Raw genomic sequence first — 19,639 nt, forward strand, 5'->3', positions numbered from 1 at the left:
GCACCCCGAACACCATCCGCGCCGTGACGTGAGCAGAGGAAGCACCGTGATCCCGGTTTCGTACGCACAACAGCGTCTCTGGCTGATCGACCAGATCGAAGGGCCGACCGCGCTCTACAACCTGCCGTTCGCGGTCCGCCTGCGCGGCTCGCTCGACACCGCGGCGCTGCGCGTCGCGACGGCGGACGTGGTCGCCCGGCACGAGGCCCTGCGCACGGTGTTCCCGGTCTCCGGGGGAGTCCCGGTGCAGCGGATCCTGCCGTCCGCGGAGGCGGAGTTCGCCTTCGACACGGTGGACTGCGCACCGGGCGACTACCCCGCCCTGCGGGACCGGGCCGCCGCCCACGCCTTCGATCTGAGCTCCGAACTGCCCATCCGGGTCACGGTCTTCACGCTCACCCCCGCCGAGTCCTCCACCGAGTCCTCCACCGAGTCCACCGGCCGGACCACCGCCGGTTCCTCCCCCGAATCCTCCACCGAGCACGTGCTGCTCCTCGTGCTCCACCACATCGCCGGCGACGGCTGGTCGCTCGGCCCGCTGCTGCGCGACCTCGCCGCCGCCTACACCGCCCGCCAGGGCGGCCGTGCCCCCGACTGGGATCCGCTGCCGGTCCAGTACGCCGACTACGCGCTGTGGCAGCGCGAGGTGCTCGGCGAGGAGGCCGACCCCGACAGCCTGCTGAGCCGTCAGCTCCACTACTGGCGTGGGCTGCTGGCCGGTCTGCCGGAAGAGCTGGAGCTGCCGGTGGACCGCCCGCGCCCGCCCGCCCCGACCGGAGCCGCCGACGCCGTGCCCTTCGGGTACGGGCCCGAACTGCACGCCGCGCTCACCGGCCTGGCCCACAGCCACCGCGCCACCCTCTTCTCCGTCCTGCAGGCCGGTCTCGCCGCGCTGTTCACCCGGCTCGGCGCCGGAACCGACATCCCGCTGGGCACCGGTGTGGCCGGCCGCTCCGACGAGGCACTGAACGACCTCGTCGGCTTCTTCGTCAACACCCTGGTCCTGCGCACCGACACCTCCGGAGATCCGACCTTCGCCGAACTCCTCGGCCGGGTACGGGAGTCCCAGCTCGACGCCTTCGCCCACCAGGACGTGCCGTTCGAGCGGCTGGTCGAGGAGGTCAACCCGGCCCGCGCCCTCGGCCGCCACCCGCTGTTCCAGACCCTCCTCGTGATGCAGAACCACGAGGAGGGTGAACTCGGCCTGCCGGGGCTGGAGTCGGTGCCCGAGCCGCTCGGCCTGCGCGTCGCCAAGTTCGACCTCAACATCGGGGTCACCGAGCGCCGCACCCCCGAAGGCGCCCCCGACGGCCTCACGGGATCGGTCGAGTACGCCGCCGACCTCTACGACCGCGCCACCGTCACCACCCTCTTCGAGCGCCTGGGCCGGCTGCTGGCCGCCGCGGCCGCCGACCCCGGGGCACCGATCGGCACCCTCGACATACTCGCCCCCGAGGAGCGCGGCCTCCTGCGCGACGAGTGGAACGCCACCGCCGCGCCCCTCCCGTCCGGTTCGCTGCCCGAGCTGTTCGAGGCCCAGGCCGCCCGCACCCCGGACGCGGTCGCCCTCGTCCACGACGGCGGCGCCGTCGGCTACGCCGAGCTCAACGCCCGCGCCAACCGGCTCGCCCACCACCTGATCGCCTCCGGCGTCGGGCCGGAGTCCCCGGTCGCCCTGCTGATGGAGCGCTCGGTCGACCTGGTCGTCGCCACCCTGGCCGTGGTCAAGGCCGGCGGCTGCTACGTCCCGATGCACGCGAGCCTGCCCCCGGAGCGGATGGCCGCACTCCTCGCCGACACCGCCGCCCCCGTCCTGCTCACCGACCGCCCCGACCCGGGCTTCCCGCACACCGCCACCGTGGTCCGGCCCGGAGACGAGGCGGGCGCGCCGGAGCACGACCCCGGCGTCCCCGTCCACCCCGACCGGCTCGCCTACGTGATGTTCACCTCCGGCTCCACCGGCACCCCCAAGGGCGTCGCCGTCCGCCACCGCGACGTGGTCGGCCTCGCCGCCGACCGCCGCTGGCAAGACGGCCGGCACCGGCGGATCCTGCTGCACTCCCCGCACGCCTTCGACGCCGCCACCTACGAGCTGTGGACGCCGCTGCTGTCCGGCGGCACGGTCGTCGTCGCCCCGCCCGGCAGCCTCGACGCCGCCGCCCTGCACGCCGTCACCACCCGGCACGCGGTCACCGCCGTCTTCCTCACCAAGGCCCTGTTCGACCTGGTCGCCGAGCAGGCCCCGGAGACCTTCCGCGCCCTGCGCACGGTCTGCACCGGCGGCGAGGCCGCCTCCGGCACCCTCATGCGGCGGGTCCTCGACCACTGCCCCGACCTGCTGCTCGCCCACGTCTACGGGCCCACCGAAGCCACCACCTTCGCCACCCACCACCACCTCGCCCCCGCCGACCTCGCCGGGCCCCGGCCGCCGATCGGCGGCCCGCTCGACAACATGCGCGCCCACGTCCTCGACGCCCGGCTGCAGCCCGTCCCGCCCGGCGTCCCCGGAGAGCTGTACGTGGCGGGGTCCGGGCTGGCCCGCGGCTACTGGAACCGGCCCGCGCTGACCGCCGAGCGCTTCGTCGCCGACCCGTACGCGCCGGGGGGGCGGATGTACCGCACCGGAGACCTCGTACGCCGCCGGGCCGACGGCGCGGTCGAGTTCCTCGGCAGGATCGACGGCCAGGTCAAGCTGCGCGGCTTCCGGATCGAGCTCGGCGAGATCGAAGCCGTGCTCTCCCGCCACCCCGCCGTCCGCCAGGTCATCGTGATCCCCCGCGAGGATCGCCCCGGCGACACCCGGCTGGTCGGCTACTGCTCGGTGCTCGGCTCCACGCTCGAGGAGGGCCCCGAACTCGGCGCGGAACTCAAGCGGTTCGCCGCCGAGACCCTCCCCGCCTACATGGTCCCCTCCACCGTGGTCGTCCTGCCGGGCCTGCCGCTCAACGCCAACGGCAAGGTCGACCGGCGCGCACTGCCCGCCCCCGAGCTCGGCGCCGACACCGCCGGCCGCGCCCCGCGCGACGAGCGCGAACAGGCCCTGTGCACGCTCTTCGGCGAGATCCTCGGCATCGACGACATCACCATCGACGACGACTTCTTCGAACTCGGCGGCCACTCGCTGCTGGCCACCCGCCTGGTCGGCCGGGCCCGCACGGAACTCGGCGCCGAATTCGCCATCGGCGACCTCTTCCAGGCCCCGACCGTCGCCGACCTCGCCGCCAAGCTCGCCACCGAACCGGCCCGGCCCGGGCTGCGCCCCGAACCCCGGCCCGAGCGCCTGCCCGTTTCCTTCGCCCAGCGCCGGCTGTGGTTCCTCGGCCAGGCCGAAGGCCCCGCCGCCACCTACAACGTCACCCTGGCCCTGCGGCTCACGGGACCGCTGGACGCGGCCGCACTCGAAGGCGCCCTCGGCGATGTCGTCGCCCGCCACGAGACGCTCCGTACGGTCTTCGGCGACCACGACGGCGTCCCGTACCAGCGGATCCTGCCCGCGCCCCCGGCCCCGCTGCTCACCGTCACCGACCGCCCCGTGCAGGAGCTGGCCGGCCACACCTTCGACCTGGCCGCCGACGTGCCCCTGCACGCCTATCTGCGCCCCGAGTCGCCCGAGGAGCACGTGCTGCTGCTGGTGATGCACCACATCGCCAGCGACGGTTGGTCGCTGCGGCCGCTCTTCCGCGATCTCGCCGACGCCTACACGGCGCGCCTCGGCGGTCAGACGCCCGCCTGGGAGCCGCTGCCGGTCCAGTACGCCGACTACACCCTCTGGCAGTACCGGACGCTCGGCGCGGACACCGACCCGCAGTCCCGGCTCTCCCGCCAGCTCGACCACTGGAGGGAGGCGCTGGCCGGGCTGCCGGACGAGCTGCCGCTCCCGCTGGACCGCCCCCGCCCGGCGGTCGCCGGCCACCGCGGCGACGTCGTCCCGCTCGAGCTGGACGCGGACCTGCACGCACGGCTCGCCGAGCTGGCCGCCGGGCACGGAGCCACCCTCTTCATGGTGCTCCAGGCCGCCTACGCCACCCTGCTGCACCGCTTCGGCGCCGGCGACGACCTGCCCATCGGCACCCCGCTCGCCGGCCGCCTCGATCCGGCCCTCGACGAGCTGGTCGGCTTCTTCGCCAACACCCTGGTCCTGCGCACCGACCTCGCCGGCCGGCCCACCTTCGCCGAGCTGCTGGCCCGGGTCCGGGAGGCCGACCTGGCCGCCTACGCCCACCAGGAGGTGCCCTTCGAGCGGCTGGTCGAAGAGCTCAACCCGGCCCGCACGCTGGCCCGGCACCCGCTCTTCCAGGTGATGATCGCCTTCGACAACACCGCGGGCGGCGGCCCCGAGTTCCCCGGCACCCGGACCGCCTACGAGCCGCTCGGCCTGCCCACCACCGCCTTCGACCTCACCCTCAACCTCTCCGAGCGCCACCACCCCGGCGGAGGGCCGGCCGGTCTCGAAGGCGGCCTGGAGTTCGCCACCGAGCTGTTCGACCGGGCCACCGCCGAACGGCTCGCGGCAGCCCTGGCGCGCCTGCTGGCCCAGGTCGCCGCGAGGACCCGCACCGCCCGGTCGCCGAGCTGGACGTCCTGGGCGGGGCCGGCCGGGCCGCGCTCGCCGCATGGCACGACACCGCCCGGCCCGGCGCCGACGTCCTCGTCCCGGAGGCCTTCGCCGCGCAAGTGGCCGCGACCCCGGACGACACCGCGCTGGTCTTCGGGGAGACCCGGCTGACCTACGCCGAACTGGACGCCCGCGCGAACCGGCTCGCCCACGGCCTGATCGCCTCCGGCGCCGGCCCGGAGGACGTGGTCGCGCTCGCCCTGCCGCGCTCCGCCGAATCCCTCGTCGCCGTCCTCGCCGTGCTCAAGGCCGGTGCCGCCTTCCTCCCGCTGGACGCCGACTACCCCCGCGAGCGGATCGCCCACATGCTGGCCGACGCCCGCCCGGCGGCCGTCCTCACCGCAGCCGGCTGGCCGCTGCCCGAGGTGCTGGAGGGCCTCGCCGTCCTGGACGCCGGTGAGCGGACCTGGGCCGACCGGCCCGCGGACGCACCGTCCGTCGCCCTCCACCCCTCGAACGCCGCCTACGTGATCTACACCTCCGGCTCCACCGGCCGCCCCAAGGGCGTCGTGGTCCGCCACGGCGGGTTCGCCAACCTGCTCGCCTTCCACCGCGCCGAGACCATCCCCGCCGCCCGGCAAGGCCACCCCGGGCACCGGTTCAGGTTCGCCCAGACGGCCTCGCTGTCCTTCGACACGGCCCTGGAGGCGTTCCTCTGGATGGTCGCCGGCCACGAACTCCACCTGCTCGACGACGACCTGCGCCGCGACGCCGCCGCGATCGTGCGCTACGCCGAGCACACCGGCGCAGACGTCCTCGACGTCACCCCCGGCCAGGCCGAGCGGCTGGTCGAGGAGGGCCTGCTCGACCGCTGCCGGCCCGCCCTCCTGATGGTCGGCGGAGAGGCCCTCGGCCAGACCCTCTGGGCTTCGCTTGCGGCGGCGCCCGACACCGTCGTCCTCAACATGTACGGTCCCACCGAGTGCACCGTCGACGCGTTGCACCACCGGCTCTCCGCGGACCCGCGCCCGCTCATCGGCCGCCCGCTGCCCAACCTGCGCGCGCACGTCCTGGACACCGGGCTGCGGCCCGTCCCGCCCGGCGTCCCGGGCGAGCTGTACCTGTCCGGCGCGGGCCTGGCCCGCGGCTACCTGGGCCGCCCGGCCCTGACCGCCGAGCGTTTCGTCGCCGACCCGTTCGCGCCGGGGGAGCGGATGTACCGCACCGGCGACCTCGCCCGGCGCCGCCCCGACGGCCGCATCGAGTACCTGGGCCGCACCGACCACCAGGTCAAGGTGCGCGGCTTCCGGATCGAACCCGGCGAGATCGAGACCGTCCTGGCCGCCCACCCCGACGTCCTGCAGGCCGCGGTGCTGCCGCACCGGGACGCCGCGGACGCCGCGGCCGGCACCCGGCTGGCCGCCTACGTCGTCGCGCACACCCCGCTCGACCCCGCCGCACTGCGCGCCCACGCGGCCGCCGCGCTGCCGGACTACATGGTCCCCGCGGCCTTCGTCCTGCTCGACGCGCTGCCGCTCAACGTCAACGGCAAGCTCGACCGGTCCGCGCTGCCCGCCCCCGACTTCGCGGCGGCCACCGGCGGCCGGGCGGCCCGGACCGCGCGCGAGGAGATCCTCTGCGGTCTGTTCGGCGAAGTGCTCGGGGTGACGGGACCGGTCTCGGCCGACGACGACTTCTTCGCCCTCGGCGGTCACTCGCTGCTCGCGACCAGGCTGCTCAGCCGGGTCCGTGCGGTGCTCGGCGCCGAACTCGGCATCCGGGACGTCTTCGAGGCGCCGACGGTGGCCGGCCTGGCCCGGCGGCTGGACGGCGGCGCCGGGGCCCGGCTCGCGCTGAGCGCCGGAGAACGCCCCGATCGGCCGCCGCTCTCCTCCGCCCAGCAGCGGCTCTGGCTGATCGACCGGATGGAGGGGCCCAGCGCGCTCTACAACATGCCGCTCGCCCTGCGCCTCACCGGTCCGCTCGACCCGGCCGCACTCGAACGCGCCCTCGGCGACCTGACCGCCCGGCACGAGATCCTGCGTACCGTCATCGCCGAGCACGACGGCGAGCCCCACCAGGTGATCCTCGCCCCCGCCGACGCCGCGCTGCCGGTCGAACAGCTGGACTGCGCGCCGGAGTCGGTGGAAGCCGAGGTCGACCGGGCCGCCCGCCGCCCCTTCGACCTGGCCGCCGAACCGCCCGTGCGGGTCACCCTGCTCCGGGTCGCCGCCGAGGAGCACGTGCTGGTCGTCGCGCTGCACCACATCGTCGGCGACGGCTGGTCGATGGGCCCGCTGCTGCGCGACCTCACCGACGCCTACGCCGCCCGCTGCGAGGGTTCGGCGCCCGACTGGCAGCCGCTGCCCGTCCAGTACGCGGACTACGCGCTGTGGCAGCGGGAGCTGCTCGGCGACGAGGACGACCCCGAGAGCCTCGCCGCCCGCCAACTCGCCTACTGGTGCGACACCCTGGCCGGCCTCCCCGAGGAGCTCACGCTCCCCGTCGACCGGCCGCGCGGCGCCCGCGCCGACCACCGCGGCGACCGGGTCGCCCTGCCGATCGACGCCGCACTGCACCGGGCGCTGGTCGAGGTGAGCCGCGAGCACCGGGTCACCCTGTTCATGACCTTCCAGGCCGCTCTGGCCGCGCTGCTGACCCGGCTCGGCGCCGGTACCGACGTGCCGATCGGCTCGGTGGTCGCGGGCCGTTCGGACGAGGCGCTCGACGACCTGGTCGGCTTCTTCGTCAACACACTGGTGCTGCGCACCGACACCTCCGGCGACCCGACCTTCGCCGAACTCCTGGGCCGCGTCCGGGAGACGGGTCTCGGCGCCTACGCCCACCAGGACGTGCCCTTCGAGCGGCTGGTCGAGGAGCTCAACCCGGTCCGCTCGCTGGCCCGCCACCCGCTCTTCCAGGTGGCGATGGTCCTCCAGTCCAACGCCGGGGCCGAGCTGGAGCCCGCCGGCCTGCGCGCCGAGGCGCTGCCCGCGGACACCGGAGTCGCCAAGTTCGACCTCAACGTGACCCTGGAGGAGTTCTTCGGACCGGACGGAGAGCCCGCCGGACTGGACTGCGCGATCGACTTCGCCACCGACCTCTTCGACCGGGAGACGGTCGAGTCCGTCGCCGCCCGCTTCGGCCGGCTGCTGACGGCGATGACGGCCCGCCCCGACGGCCGGATCGGCCGCGCCGACCTGCTCGCCGAGGGCGAGCGCGCCGCGCTCCTCGGCGGCCACCGGCCGCTTCCCGCCGAACCGCCCCTCGTCCCGGCCGCCTTCGCGGCCCAGGCGGCGGCCACACCCGACGACACCGCCCTGGTCTTCGAGGAGACCCGGCTGACCTACGCCGAACTGGACGCCCGGGCCAACCGGCTCGCCCACGGACTGCGGGCCGCCGGCATCGGGCCCGAGGACGTGGTCGCGCTCGCCCTGCGCCGCTCGGCGGACACGGTCGTCTCCCAGCTCGCCGTGCTCAAGGCCGGTGCCGCCTTCCTCCCGCTGGACGCCGAGTACCCGCCGGAGCGCACCGCCCACATGCTGGCCGACGCCCGCCCGGCGGCCGTCCTCACCCACCCGGGCTGGCCGCTGCCCGAGGTGCTGGAGGGCCTCGCCGTCCTCGACGCCGGTGAGCGGACCTGGGCGGACCGGCCCGCGGACGCGCCGACCGTCGCCCTCCACCCCTCGAACGCCGCCTACGTGATCTACACCTCCGGCTCCACCGGCCGCCCCAAGGGCGTGGTGGTGAGCCACGGTTCCATCGCCGGACTGCTGGCCGCCCACCAGGCGGAGACCTTCGGCGAGCCCGCGAAGGCCCACGGACGGCTGCGCGCCGCGCTGACCGCCTCCCTCTGCTTCGACGCCTCCTGGAACAGCCTGCTGTGGATGGTCGCCGGCCACGAACTGCACCTGATCGGCGAGGAGCTGCGCCGCGACCCGGCCGCCCTGGTACGGCACTTCCGTACGGCGGGCGTGGACGCCGTCCAGTTCACCCCCACCTACGCCGAACAGCTCATCGCCGAAGGCCTGCTGGAGGAGCCCGCGCCCCGCGTGGTGCTGCTCGGCGGGGAGGCGGTCGGCCAGGCGCTGTGGACCCGCCTGCGCGAGGCGCCCGCCACCACCGGGCACAACCTCTACGGCCCCACCGAGTGCACCGTCGACACCCTGCTCCAGGCGTACGCCGACTCGGAGCGCCCCACCATGGGCCGTACCGTCCTCGGCACCCGCGCCCACGTCCTGGACGAGCACCTGGGCCCCGTCCCGGCGGGCGTCCCGGGCGAGCTGTACCTGTCCGGCGCCGGTCTGGCCCGCGGCTACCTGGGCCGCCCGGCCCTGACCGCCGAGCGTTTCGTCGCCGACCCGTTCGCGCCGGGGGAGCGGATGTACCGCACCGGCGACCTGGTACGGCGCAACCGCGACGGCAAGATCGACTACCTGGGCCGCACCGACCACCAGGTCAAGATCCGCGGCTTCCGGATCGAACCCGGCGAGATCGAGCACGAGCTGACCCGCCACCCGGCCGTCCGCCAGGCCGTGGTCGCCCCGCACGACGGCCCGGACGGAGACCGCCGGCTGGTCGCCCACTGCGCGGTCACCGCACCCAGCCCCGAACTCTCCGTCGAGCTCCGCCGGTTCGTGGCGCAGACCCTGCCCGCGCACATGGTCCCGGCGGCGGTCGTCACCCTCGACGCGCTGCCGCTGACCGGCAGCGGCAAGGTCGACCGGCGCGCCCTCCCCGTCCCCGACTTCCTGCTCTTCGCCGGCGGCCGGGCCGCCCGCACGGCGCGCGAGGAACTGCTCTGCGGCCTCCTCGCCGAGGTGCTCGGTGTGCCGGGACCCCTCTCCGTCGACGATGACTTCTTCGCCCTCGGCGGTCACTCGCTGCTCGCGATGAGGCTGGTCAGCCGGGTCCGGTCGGTGTTCGCGGCCGAGATCGACGTCCGCGACGTCTTCGAGGCGCCGACGGTGGCCGGCCTGGCCCAGCGGCTGGACGGCGCCGGGGCCCGGCTCGCGCTGAGCGCCGGCGAGCGCCCCGGGTGGCTGCCGCTCTCCTTCGCCCAGCAGCGGCTCTGGCTGATCGACCGCATGGAAGGCCCCAGCGCCCTCTACAACCTGCCGCTCGCCCTGCGCCTCACCGGTCCGCTCGACCCGGCCGCACTCGAACGCGCCCTCGGTGACCTGGTCGCCCGCCACGAGATCCTGCGCACGCTGATCACCGAGCAGGACGGCGAGCCCCGCCAGCGGATCGTCCCGGCCGCCGAGGCCCGGGTCTCCTTCGACCGCCGCACCACCCCGCCCGCCGACCCGGCGGCCGCCCTGACCGAATGCACCGCGATCCCCTTCGACCTCGCCGCCCGGCTCCCCGTACGCGCACACCTGTTCCCGCTCGCCGCCGACGAGCACCTGCTCGTCCTCGTCCTGCACCACATCGCCGGCGACGGCTGGTCCATGGACCCGCTGCTGCACGACCTCACCGACGCCTACGCCGCCCGCTGCGAGGGTTCGGCGCCCGACTGGCAGCCGCTGCCCGTCCAGTACGCGGACTACGCGCTGTGGCAGCGGGAGCTGCTCGGCGACGAGGACGACCCCGAGAGCCTCGCCGCCCGCCAACTCGCCTACTGGCGCGACACCCTGACAGGGCTGCCCGAGGAGCTGTCGCTCCCCGTGGACCGCCCCCGGCGGGCGGACAGCGGACACCGCGGCGACCGCGTCGTCCTCCCGCTCGGCGCCGAACTGCACCGGGCGCTGGCCGCCTTGTCCCGCGAGCACCGGGTCACGATGTTCATGACCCTGCAGGCGGGGCTGGCCGCGCTGCTGACCCGGCTCGGGGCCGGCACCGACGTGCCGATCGGCTCGGTGGTCGCGGGCCGTTCGGACGAGGCGCTCGACGACCTGGTCGGCTTCTTCGTCAACACGCTGGTGCTGCGCACCGACACCTCCGGCGACCCGGACTTCACCGATCTGCTCCATCGCGTACGGGAGACCCAACTCGACGCCCACGCCCACCAGGACGTGCCCTTCGAGCGGCTGGTCGAGGAGCTCAACCCGGCCCGCTCGCTGGCCCGCCACCCGCTCTTCCAGGTGATGCTGCTGCTCCAGGGCGGGGGCGGGACCGGCTCACCGGGCGGCCCCGCCGAGGCGCCGTTCGGCCTGGCCGGACTGACGGCCGCCGTCGAACCGGTCGGCGGGTACGCGGCCAAGTTCGACCTGTCCGTCGCCATGGGCGAGTCCTTCGACGCCGACGGCGCGCCCGCCGGGCTGGAGTGCGCGATCGACTTCGCCACCGACCTGTTCGACCGGGAGACCGTCGAGTCCCTGGCGGTCCGGCTGGGCCGCCTGCTGACGGCGGTCGCGGCCCGGCCCGACCGTCCCATCGGCCGGATCGACCTCCTCTCCGCCGACGAACGTGCCGAACTGCTGTGCCTTGGCGACGCGTTGCCGCAGGACGTCCCGCTGCTGCCCGCCGCCTTCGAAGCCCAGGCGGCCCGCACCCCGGACGCGACCGCCCTGGTCGCCGGGGACACCCGGCTCAGCTGGGCCGAGCTGAACGCCCGTGCCAACCACCTCGCCCACCGGCTCACGGCCGCGGGCGCAGGCCCGGACGCGGTGGTGGCCCTGGCCCTGCCGCGCTCCGCGGAAAGCGTGATCGCCCTGCTCGCCGTCCTCAAGGCGGGTGCCGTCTCGCTCCCGCTGGACGCCGAGTACCCGGCCGACCGGACCGCCGCCATGCTGGCCGACGCCGCGCCCGCACTGGCCGTGACCGGCGAGGGCTGGCCCCTGCCCGAACTGCTCGCCGGACTGCCCGTCCTGGCGGCGGACCCGGCGGACCCGGCGGACCCGGCGGAGGAGACGTACGGCGCCCGCGGCCCGAACCGGCCCGCCGCCGGCAACCCGCCGCCGCGCGCCACCGCCTCCGACGCCGCCTACGTGATCTACACCTCCGGCTCCACCGGCCGCCCCAAGGGCGTGGTGGTGAGCCACGGTTCCATCGCCGCACTCCTCGCCTCGCACCGCTCCGCCACCGGCCCGATCGGCGCCACCGAGCGCCTGTACGGCCGGCAGCGGGTCGCGCTCACCGCCTCGCTCTGCTTCGACGCCTCCTGGGACGGCCTGCTCTGGCTCGTCGCCGGCCATGAACTGCACCTGACCGGCGACGAGGTCCGCCGCGACGCCGCCGCGCTCGTCCGGCACCTGCGCACCGAGTCCGTCGACGTCCTGGAGGTCACCCCCTCCTACGCCGAGCGGCTCCTCGACGAGGGCCTGCTGGAGGAGCCCGCGCCCCGCGTGGTGCTGCTCGGCGGGGAGGCGGTCGGCCAGGCGCTGTGGACCCGCCTGCGGGAGGCGCCCGCCACCACCGCCCACAACCTCTACGGCCCCACCGAGTGCACCGTCGACGCGCTCACCCAGCCCTTCGCCGCCACCGATCGCCCCGCCCTCGGCCGTACCGTCCTCGGTACCCGCGCCTACGTCCTGGACGAGCACCTGGGCCCCGTCCCGGCGGGCGTCCCCGGCGAGCTGTACCTGTCCGGCGCGGGCCTGGCCCGCGGCTACCTGGGCCGCCCGGCCCTGACCGCCGAGCGCTTCGTCGCCGACCCGTTCGCTCCGGGGGAGCGGATGTACCGCACCGGCGACCTGGTCCGCCGCACCCGGCAGGGCGAGCTCGACTACCTGGGCCGCACCGACCACCAGGTCAAGATCCGCGGCTTCCGGATCGAACCCGGCGAGATCGAGCACGTGCTGACCCGCCACCCCCTGGTCCACGCCGCCACCGTGACGGTCCACGACGACGGCTCCTCCGGCCCCCGGCTGGTCGCCCATGTCGTCGCGGACGGCCCGCTCGACCGGGCCGAACTGCGCGCCTTCGCCGCCAGGTCGCTGCCCGGCTACATGCTGCCGGCCGCCCTCGTCCCGATCGGCGCACTGCCGCTGACCGCCAGCGGCAAGGTAGACCGGCGCGCCCTGCCCGCCCCCGACTTCCTCTCCTCGCCCACCGGCCGCACACCCCGGACACCGCACGAAGAGCTGCTCTGCGGCCTCTTCGCCGAGGTCCTCGGCCTCCCCGACCCGGTCTCCATCGACGACGGCTTCTTCGGCCTCGGCGGCCACTCCCTCCTCGCGATGAAGCTGCTCGGCCGGATCCGCACCACGCTCGGCGCCGACCTCGGCATGCGGGCGCTCTTCGAAGCCCCCACCCCGGCCGCCCTGGCCCGCCGCCTCGACCCGGACCCCGACGACCGGTCCGGTGCACCCGCCGCCGACGCCGGAGCGGCCCGCGGCGCCCTGGACGTCCTCCTCCCGCTGCGCGCCGGAGGCACCCGTGCCCCGCTGTTCTGCGTCCACCCCGCCGCGGGCATCAGCTGGGTCTACTCCGGGCTGCTGCGCCACCTCGGCCCGGACCTGCCGGTCCACGGCCTCCAGGCGCGCGGCCTGCGCGGCGGCTCCCCGTCCTCCGTCACCGAGATCGCCGAGGACTACGTACGGCAGATCCGCTCGGTCCAGCCCGAGGGGCCCTACCACCTCCTCGGCTGGTCCTTCGGCGGGGTGGTCGCCCAGGCGATGGCCGTCGCCCTCCAGGCGGAGGGAAGGGAAGTCGCCCTCCTCGCCCTCCTCGACGGCCTCCCCGCCGACCCCGCCCGGTACACCGCCGACGGCCCCCCGCCCTCCGACGACCCGGTCGACACCCTCGCCGAACTGCTCGCCTCGCTCGGCTACGACCCGGCCGACGGACGCGGCCAGGCCGACCTCACCGAACTCCTGGGCGAGGCCGCCGGCGTGCTGCCGGACGTGTTCGAGCAGCACCGCAAGCTGATGGCCGAACACGTACCGGACCGCTACCGCGGCGACGCCGTCTTCTTCGGCGCCACCCTCGACAAGCCCGCCGACTGGCCGTACGGAGCGGCCTGGCGTCCGTACGTCGACGGGCGCGTCGAGGAACACCGCATCACCTGCACGCACGGCGCCATGACGCAGCCGGAGCCCGTCGCACGGATCGCCGCCGTGCTCGCCGAGAAGCTTGGAGTGTGACCCGCCATGACCACAGCCTCCGTCAAGCCGCCGTCCCCCGCGGCGGACGCGCCGCGCAGGAGCCGCTGGGGCCTCTGGGCGCAGGGCAACTTCCGCAAGCTCTGGATCGGTGAGACGACCAGCGGCCTCGGCACGGCCGTGGGCAACGTCGCCCTCGCCCTGGTGGCCGTCGTCACCCTGGAGGCCTCGCCGTTCATGGTGGGCCTCCTGACCGCCTCCGCCTGGGTGCCGTGGCTGTTCCTCGGCCTGCTGGCCGGGGCCTGGGTGGACCGCTGGCCCCGGCTGAAGGTGATGCTGGTCTGCGACCTCCTGCTGCTGCTGCTGTTCGGCAGTGTGCCGGTGGCCGGCTGGCTGGGCCTGCTGACCATGGCCCAGCTGGTGGTCGTCGCGCTGCTGGCCGGCGCGGTCAAGGTGTTCCTGTCCACCGCGAACAGCGCCGTCCTGCCGGTACTGGTCGCCAAGCCCGACCTCCTCGAGGCCAACGTCAAACTGCGCTCCGGCGACGCGGCCGCGGAGATCGCCGGCCCCGGCCTGGCCGGCCTGCTCTCCCAGGCGTTCGGCGCGGTCAGCGGTCTGCTCGCCGACGCGGTGACCTATCTGGTGGCGGCGCTGTGCGTCGGCTCGATCAAGGTGGAGGAGAAGCCGCCGCCGGTCTCCGAACGGCGCGGGATCCTGCGCGAGATCGGCGAGGGGGTCCGCTTCCTGGCACACGACCCGTACCTGCGCACGCTGGCCAGTTTCGCGGCGGTCGGCAACCTCGGGCTCAACGGCATCCAGGCGGTGCAGACCGTCTTCCTGGTCCGCACCGTGGGCGTCTCGCCCGGCGGCATCGGGCTCGTGTTCGCGGCGGTTTCGGTCGGCGGCCTGGCGGGGGCGGCGCTCGCCGGGCGGATCGCCCGCCGGTTCGGCACGGCCCGCGGGCTGCTGCTCTGCGAGCTGGTCGGCGCGCCGTTCATCCTCCTGCTCCCGATGGCCGGCGAGCGGCTGCCGCTGCCGGTGAGCGCGGTCGCCTGGTCGGTCGCGGTCTGCGGTGTGATCGCCGGGAACGTCATCGCCGGCAGCTTCTACCAGGCGTACTGCCCGCCCGCGATGATCGGCCGGATCCGGGCCAGCGCCTCGACGGTCAACTTCAGCGCCATCCCGGTGGGAGCCCTCCTCGGCGGCTGGCTGGGCGAGGTGCTGGGCGCCCGTACCACCCTCTGGATCATGGCGAGCGTGCTGCTCTCGGCCGGCGCGGTCCTGCTGGCCAGCCCGCTCCGCGGTCTGCGGAACTTCCCCGAGCGCCCGACGACGCCCTGACCGCCCTCAGCCCGTCAGCCCGTCAGCCATTCAGTCCCTTCAGTCCTTCAGTCCTTCAGTCCTTCAGTCCTTCCGGAGCCTCCCATGACCCGCACCGCCCGCCCGCGCCGCTTCCTGATGTGCCGTCCGACCCACTTCGAGGTCAGCTACGCGATCAACCCCTGGATGGACCCGGCCAAGCCGGTCGACACGGACCTCGCGGTCGCGCAGTGGCAGCGGCTGTACGAGCAGTACCTCGCCCTCGGACACCGGGTGGACCTGATCGACCCGCTGCCCGGCCTGCCCGACATGGTCTACGCGGCGAACGGCGCCACCGTCGTCGACGGCAAGGTGCTCGGCGCCCGGTTCCGCAACGCCGAGCGCGCCGCCGAGGGCCCCGCCTACCTGGAGTGGTTCCGGGCCAACGGCTTCACCACCCACGACCCGCTCCACGTCAACGAGGGCGAGGGCGACCTGCTGCTGACGGGCAGCCACCTGCTCGCCGGGCGGGGCTTCCGCAGCGCCTCCGACGGGCACGCGGAGGCGCAGGAGTTCCTCGGCCGCCCGGTCGTCGGCCTGGACCTCGTCGACCCGCGCTTCTACCACCTGGACACCGCGCTCAGCGTGCTCGACGCCGACCAGGTCATGTACTATCCGGGCGCGTTCTCGGCGGGCAGCCGGGCGGTGCTGCGCCGGCTCTTCCCGGACGCGCTGCTGGTGGCGGAGGCGGACGCGGAGGTGTTCGGGCTCAACGCGATGAGCGACGGCCTGAACGTGGTGCTGCCGGAGGCGGCGACCGGGGTCGCGGCCATGCTGCGCGAACGCGGCTTCCGGCCGGTCGGGATGGACCTCTCCGAACTGTTCAAGGGCGGCGGCAGCGTGAAGTGCTGCACCCTGGAGATCCGCGGAGCGGCCTGACCGTCACCCCCCTCCACGCCCCCCAACACCGTCCTCAACACCGTCCTCAACACCGTCCTCAACACCGCCCTCGACGCCCGATCAACGCAGCCGATCGACGCCGGTGCTCCTACGTCGATCGGCTGTTGAACGTGCCTTGCCATGCTCATCCCATCAGCCCGGAGCACTCCGGGAAGTCCCCCAAAAAACCCTTCCCACCAGGGAAGACGTCTCAGGGAGCAGTCATGGCGAAGCGTTCGAACACCCTCGGTGCCGCTCGGATCCGCCTGGCCGCCGCCGGCCTCGCCCTCGGCGCGCTGATCGCTCTCGGTGCGGCCGGTGCGGCCATGGCCGACGGCGCCAGCGGCACCGGGCAGGGCGGGGGCGTCGGCACCACTCAGGCCACGGTGCCGGCCCCGAGCCCCACCCCCACCGACGACAAGGACTGGAACAGCACCGGCTCCTGAGCCGTACCGGCAGCCGCACGGTGAGAAGAACCGTTTCCCTGCGGCCACCGCACCCCGGCCCCGTCCCTCAGGGATCGACCAGCGCCGGCGCCGGCTCCTCCAGCAGGAGGGCCACATCGGCGGCCTCCGGAAGCCCCAGGCGGCGGAAGATCTCGTACGCCTGACGCAACCGCGCCCCCGCTTCCGCCCCGCGCCCCAGGTCCGCGAGCGAGGCGCCCAGCACGACCAGAGCCTGAGCCTGGTCCCGCTCCGCCCCCAGCTCCTCGCAGAGCGCCAGCGCCAGCCCGGCGTGGTCGAGCGCCTCGACGGCCCGGCCGAGCGAGCGCAGACTGTCCGCCATCCGGTAGCGCGCGTGCGCGGCCCGGTCCCGCAGACCGGCTTGCGTGGCCACCGTCAGACACTCCCGGAACCAGGTCACCGCCTCCTCGTGACGCCCCAGCGCGTGCAGGGCCAGACCCAGGACGTACAGGGTGTACGCACGCCCGGGATCGTCCTGCCGGCTCCGCAGTTCGGCGAGCGCCGCATGGCAGATCTCCACCGCCTCGTCCGCCCGTCCGCTGCGCACGCGTGCCAGTGCGGCGTTCACGGTCGTCACCAGCGCGCCGGAGCGGTGCCCCAGCTCGTTGGCCAGCAGCAGCGCCTCGTCGTAGTGGTCCACCGCCTCGTCGAAGCGGCTGAGGAACTGGCAGATCAGACCGAGGTCGTTGAGCGCCTGACGGAGGATCACCGTGTCACCGGCCGTCCGTGCCGCGTCCACCGCCCGGCGGGCCGCCGCCTCGGCGTCGTCCAGCCGGGTCGCCGCCAGGGCGACGTTCCCGCGCAGGAAGTGCGCACGCCCCGCGGCCCGCACGTCCCCGTGCCGCTCCGCCGCCTCGGCCAGCGCGTCGGCGGTGGCCGCGAGCCGGCGGCTCGGCGGGGTGAGCACGAACGGGGTGAGGGCGATCAGCAGGTCGATCGCGGCCCGCAGCGCCGTCCCCGGCGCGCCGTCCGGCGAGGCCGCCCCGCCGTCCCCGCCCGCTCCCGCTGCCGCTGCCGCTCCTGCTCCTGCTCCTGCTCCCGCTCCCGCGGCGACCTGGGCCGCCAGTGCCACCGCGCCCGTACGCTCCGCCGCCGTCCACTCCCGGGCCGCGTCCCACCCGGCCAGCGCCACACCGGGGGAGCGGGCCGGACCCAGTGCGCCCGCCGCCGGATCGCCCGGCACCGCGTGCTGGAACGCGGTGCAGGCCGTGGCCAGCAGGTGGTCCAGCAGCCGGTCCCGGGCCGCCAGCGCCTCCATGCTCTCCGCCGTACCGCCGGCCGCGGAGGCCGAGCCCCCCGTCTCGGCGGGCCGCCGCCGGGCGAACGCGCGCAGCAGGTCGTGGTACCGGTAGCGCCCGGGGAACGGCGACTCCACCATCGCCACGTCCACCAGCGCCTCCAGCAGGTCCTCGGCGTCGTACTCGTCGAGGTCGAGCAGCGCGGCGGCCGCCGGCAGCCCGATGTCCGGCCCGTCCACCGAGGCGACCAGCCGGAACGCCCGGGCCTGGTCGGCGGTCAGCTGGCGGTAGCTCAGTTCGAAGGCCGCCGCGACCGCGAGGTCGCCGATCCGCAGCTCGTCGATCCGCCGCCGTTCCACCTGGAGCCGGCGGCTGAGCGTCTCCACCGTCCAGCCCGGCCGGGCCGCGAGCCGGGCGGCCACGATCCGGACCGCGAGCGGCAGGTACCCGCAGGCCACCACCAGCTCCAGTGCCGCCTCCCGTTCCGCGTCCAGGCGCGCGGTGCCGATGGTGCGGCCCAGCAGGTCCAGCGCCTCGGACGGCTGGAACACGTCCAGGTCGACCTGGACGGCGGCCGGCAGCCCGGAGGGCCGGGTGCGCCCGGTGGTGAGGACCGCGCAGCCGACCGCCCCCGGGAGCAGCGGCCGGATCTGCGCCGCGTCCTTGGCGTTGTCGAGCACCAGCAGCAGCCGCCGGCCGTCGACGACGGACCGGAACAGCGCCGAGCGGGCGTCCAGTCCGTCCGGCACCGCGTCACCGGGCACCCCGAGCGCCACCAGGAAGCCGCTGAGCACGGCCTCCGGATCGGCCGGCACCGGGTCGGAGCCGCGCAGGTCCACGTACAGCTGGCCGTCCGGGTAGGCCTCCCGGACGCGGTGCGCCACGTGCAGGGCGAGCGCCGTCTTGCCGACCCCGCCCATGCCGACCACGGTGGCGATCACCAGCCCCTGCGGCGAGGGTGTGCCGAGCGCCTCGTCCAGCACCCGGACCGGCGCCGTCCGTCCGGTGAAGTCGGCCGCGTCCGGCGGCAGCTGGGCGGGCCGCGGCGGTGCGGGGGCCGGCCGCTCGGCGGTCTCCCGCGCGTCCCGCCCGTCCCGCTCCTCTTGCCGTCCCGGTTCGGCCGCCCGGGAACCGGCGCCGTCCGCGCGGTCCTCGGCGCCGACCCGGTCCGGGTCCGCCTCCCTTCCCGGTTCCGGGGCGGCCAGTGCCTGGTCGCCCTCCAGGATCCTGCGGTGCAGCTGCTCCAGCTCCGTCCCCGGCGCGACACCGAGCTCCGCGAGGAACAGCTGGCGCACCCCTCGGTACACCGCCAGCGCGTCCGCCTGCCGCCCGGCCTGGTACAGCGCCCGCATCAGCAGTCCGTACGCCCTCTCGTGCAGGGGGTGTTCGGTGGTGAGCGAGGTCAGCTCGGGGATGCAGCGCGAGTGGCGGCCGAGCGTCAGGTCCAGCCCGATCCGCTCCTCCAGCAGGGTCAGCCGCAGTTCCTCCAGCCGCTGCCGGTGCCGCTCCGCGAACGGCCCCGGGATGCCGGCCAGCGGTTCGCCCTGCCACAGCTCCAGCGCCTGGTTGAGCAGGTCACGCGCGCGCAGCGGATCGGTCCGCGCGGTGCGCTCCGCCTCGGAGCCCAGTGCCTCCGCCTCCGCCGCGTCCACGGCGAGCTTGGGCAGGACCAGCCGGTAGCCGTCCCCGATCGACACCAGCACGCTCGACGCGGGCCGTTCGGCCCCGGCGCCGGTCCCGTCCCCCTCTTCGTTCCTTCCCCCCGAGTCCAGCACCTTGCGCCACCGCCACGCGTACGTGCGCACGGTGGTCATGGCAGCGCTCGGCGGGTCCTCGCCCCACAAGGCGGCGATCAGATCGGTGGCGCTCGCCGAATGCCCCGGCCGGAGCAGGAGCACGGCCAGCATCGCCTGCTGCTGAGGGCTCCCGATCTTGAGCGCGGCAGCGCCCCGGTGAGCCCGCATCAGACCGAGTAACGAGAAACGCAGATCGCCCAAGTTCTGCCCCCAGCCCCCAGAACACGGTGCCCGCCCCCGCTCGGCGCCCATGTCAAATTTTGTGTCACCTTTTTAACCACAGCGTCGCACCCGGTGTCGAGAGCCTGTTGAGCCTGTGGTGATCAGGTGTTGAACCCTGCCGTACAGAATCGCCGTGCCGCGG

Annotated in this window: 6 protein-coding genes; 5 read left to right on the forward strand and 1 reads right to left on the reverse strand. The window is 75.1% G+C overall.

Annotated elements, in window-relative coordinates:
• The first annotated feature begins 28 nt into the window (after positions 1-28).
• From ACTVZO_RS33105 to ACTVZO_RS33125, 5 genes are all read left to right on the forward strand, one after another.
• Positions 29-4,726, forward strand: a complete 4,698-nt coding sequence (locus ACTVZO_RS33105; RefSeq protein ID WP_443301817.1) for an amino acid adenylation domain-containing protein — start codon at positions 29-31, stop codon at positions 4,724-4,726.
• Positions 4,675-13,581, forward strand: coding sequence for an amino acid adenylation domain-containing protein (locus ACTVZO_RS33110; RefSeq protein WP_443301818.1), 8,907 nt, complete (start codon positions 4,675-4,677; stop codon positions 13,579-13,581). Before ACTVZO_RS33105 ends, ACTVZO_RS33110 begins: the two co-directional genes overlap by 52 nt.
• A gap of 6 nt (positions 13,582-13,587) precedes the next feature.
• Positions 13,588-14,880 (forward strand): MFS transporter, encoded by a 1,293-nt coding sequence (locus ACTVZO_RS33115; RefSeq protein ID WP_443301819.1) that lies wholly within the window; start codon positions 13,588-13,590, stop codon positions 14,878-14,880.
• An 84-nt stretch (positions 14,881-14,964) separates the two neighbouring features.
• Positions 14,965-15,777: a dimethylargininase gene (gene ddaH / locus ACTVZO_RS33120; protein ID WP_443301820.1), complete on the forward strand. Its 813-nt coding sequence runs from the start codon at positions 14,965-14,967 to the stop codon at positions 15,775-15,777.
• 224 nt (positions 15,778-16,001) lie between these two features.
• A complete protein-coding gene (locus tag ACTVZO_RS33125) occupies positions 16,002-16,223 on the forward strand; it encodes a hypothetical protein (RefSeq protein WP_443301821.1) in 222 nt (73 codons plus the stop codon).
• A 67-nt stretch (positions 16,224-16,290) separates the two neighbouring features.
• Here the strand turns inward: ACTVZO_RS33125 and ACTVZO_RS33130 are convergent, their stop codons facing one another.
• Positions 16,291-19,443: an AfsR/SARP family transcriptional regulator gene (locus ACTVZO_RS33130; RefSeq protein ID WP_443301822.1), complete on the reverse strand. Its 3,153-nt coding sequence runs from the start codon at positions 19,441-19,443 to the stop codon at positions 16,291-16,293.
• Positions 19,444-19,639: the final 196 nt, after the last annotated feature.

Origin of the sequence: Streptomyces sp. IBSNAI002 (assembly GCF_052244475.1) — a bacterium.
Classification (GTDB): Bacteria; Actinomycetota; Actinomycetes; order Streptomycetales; family Streptomycetaceae; genus Streptomyces.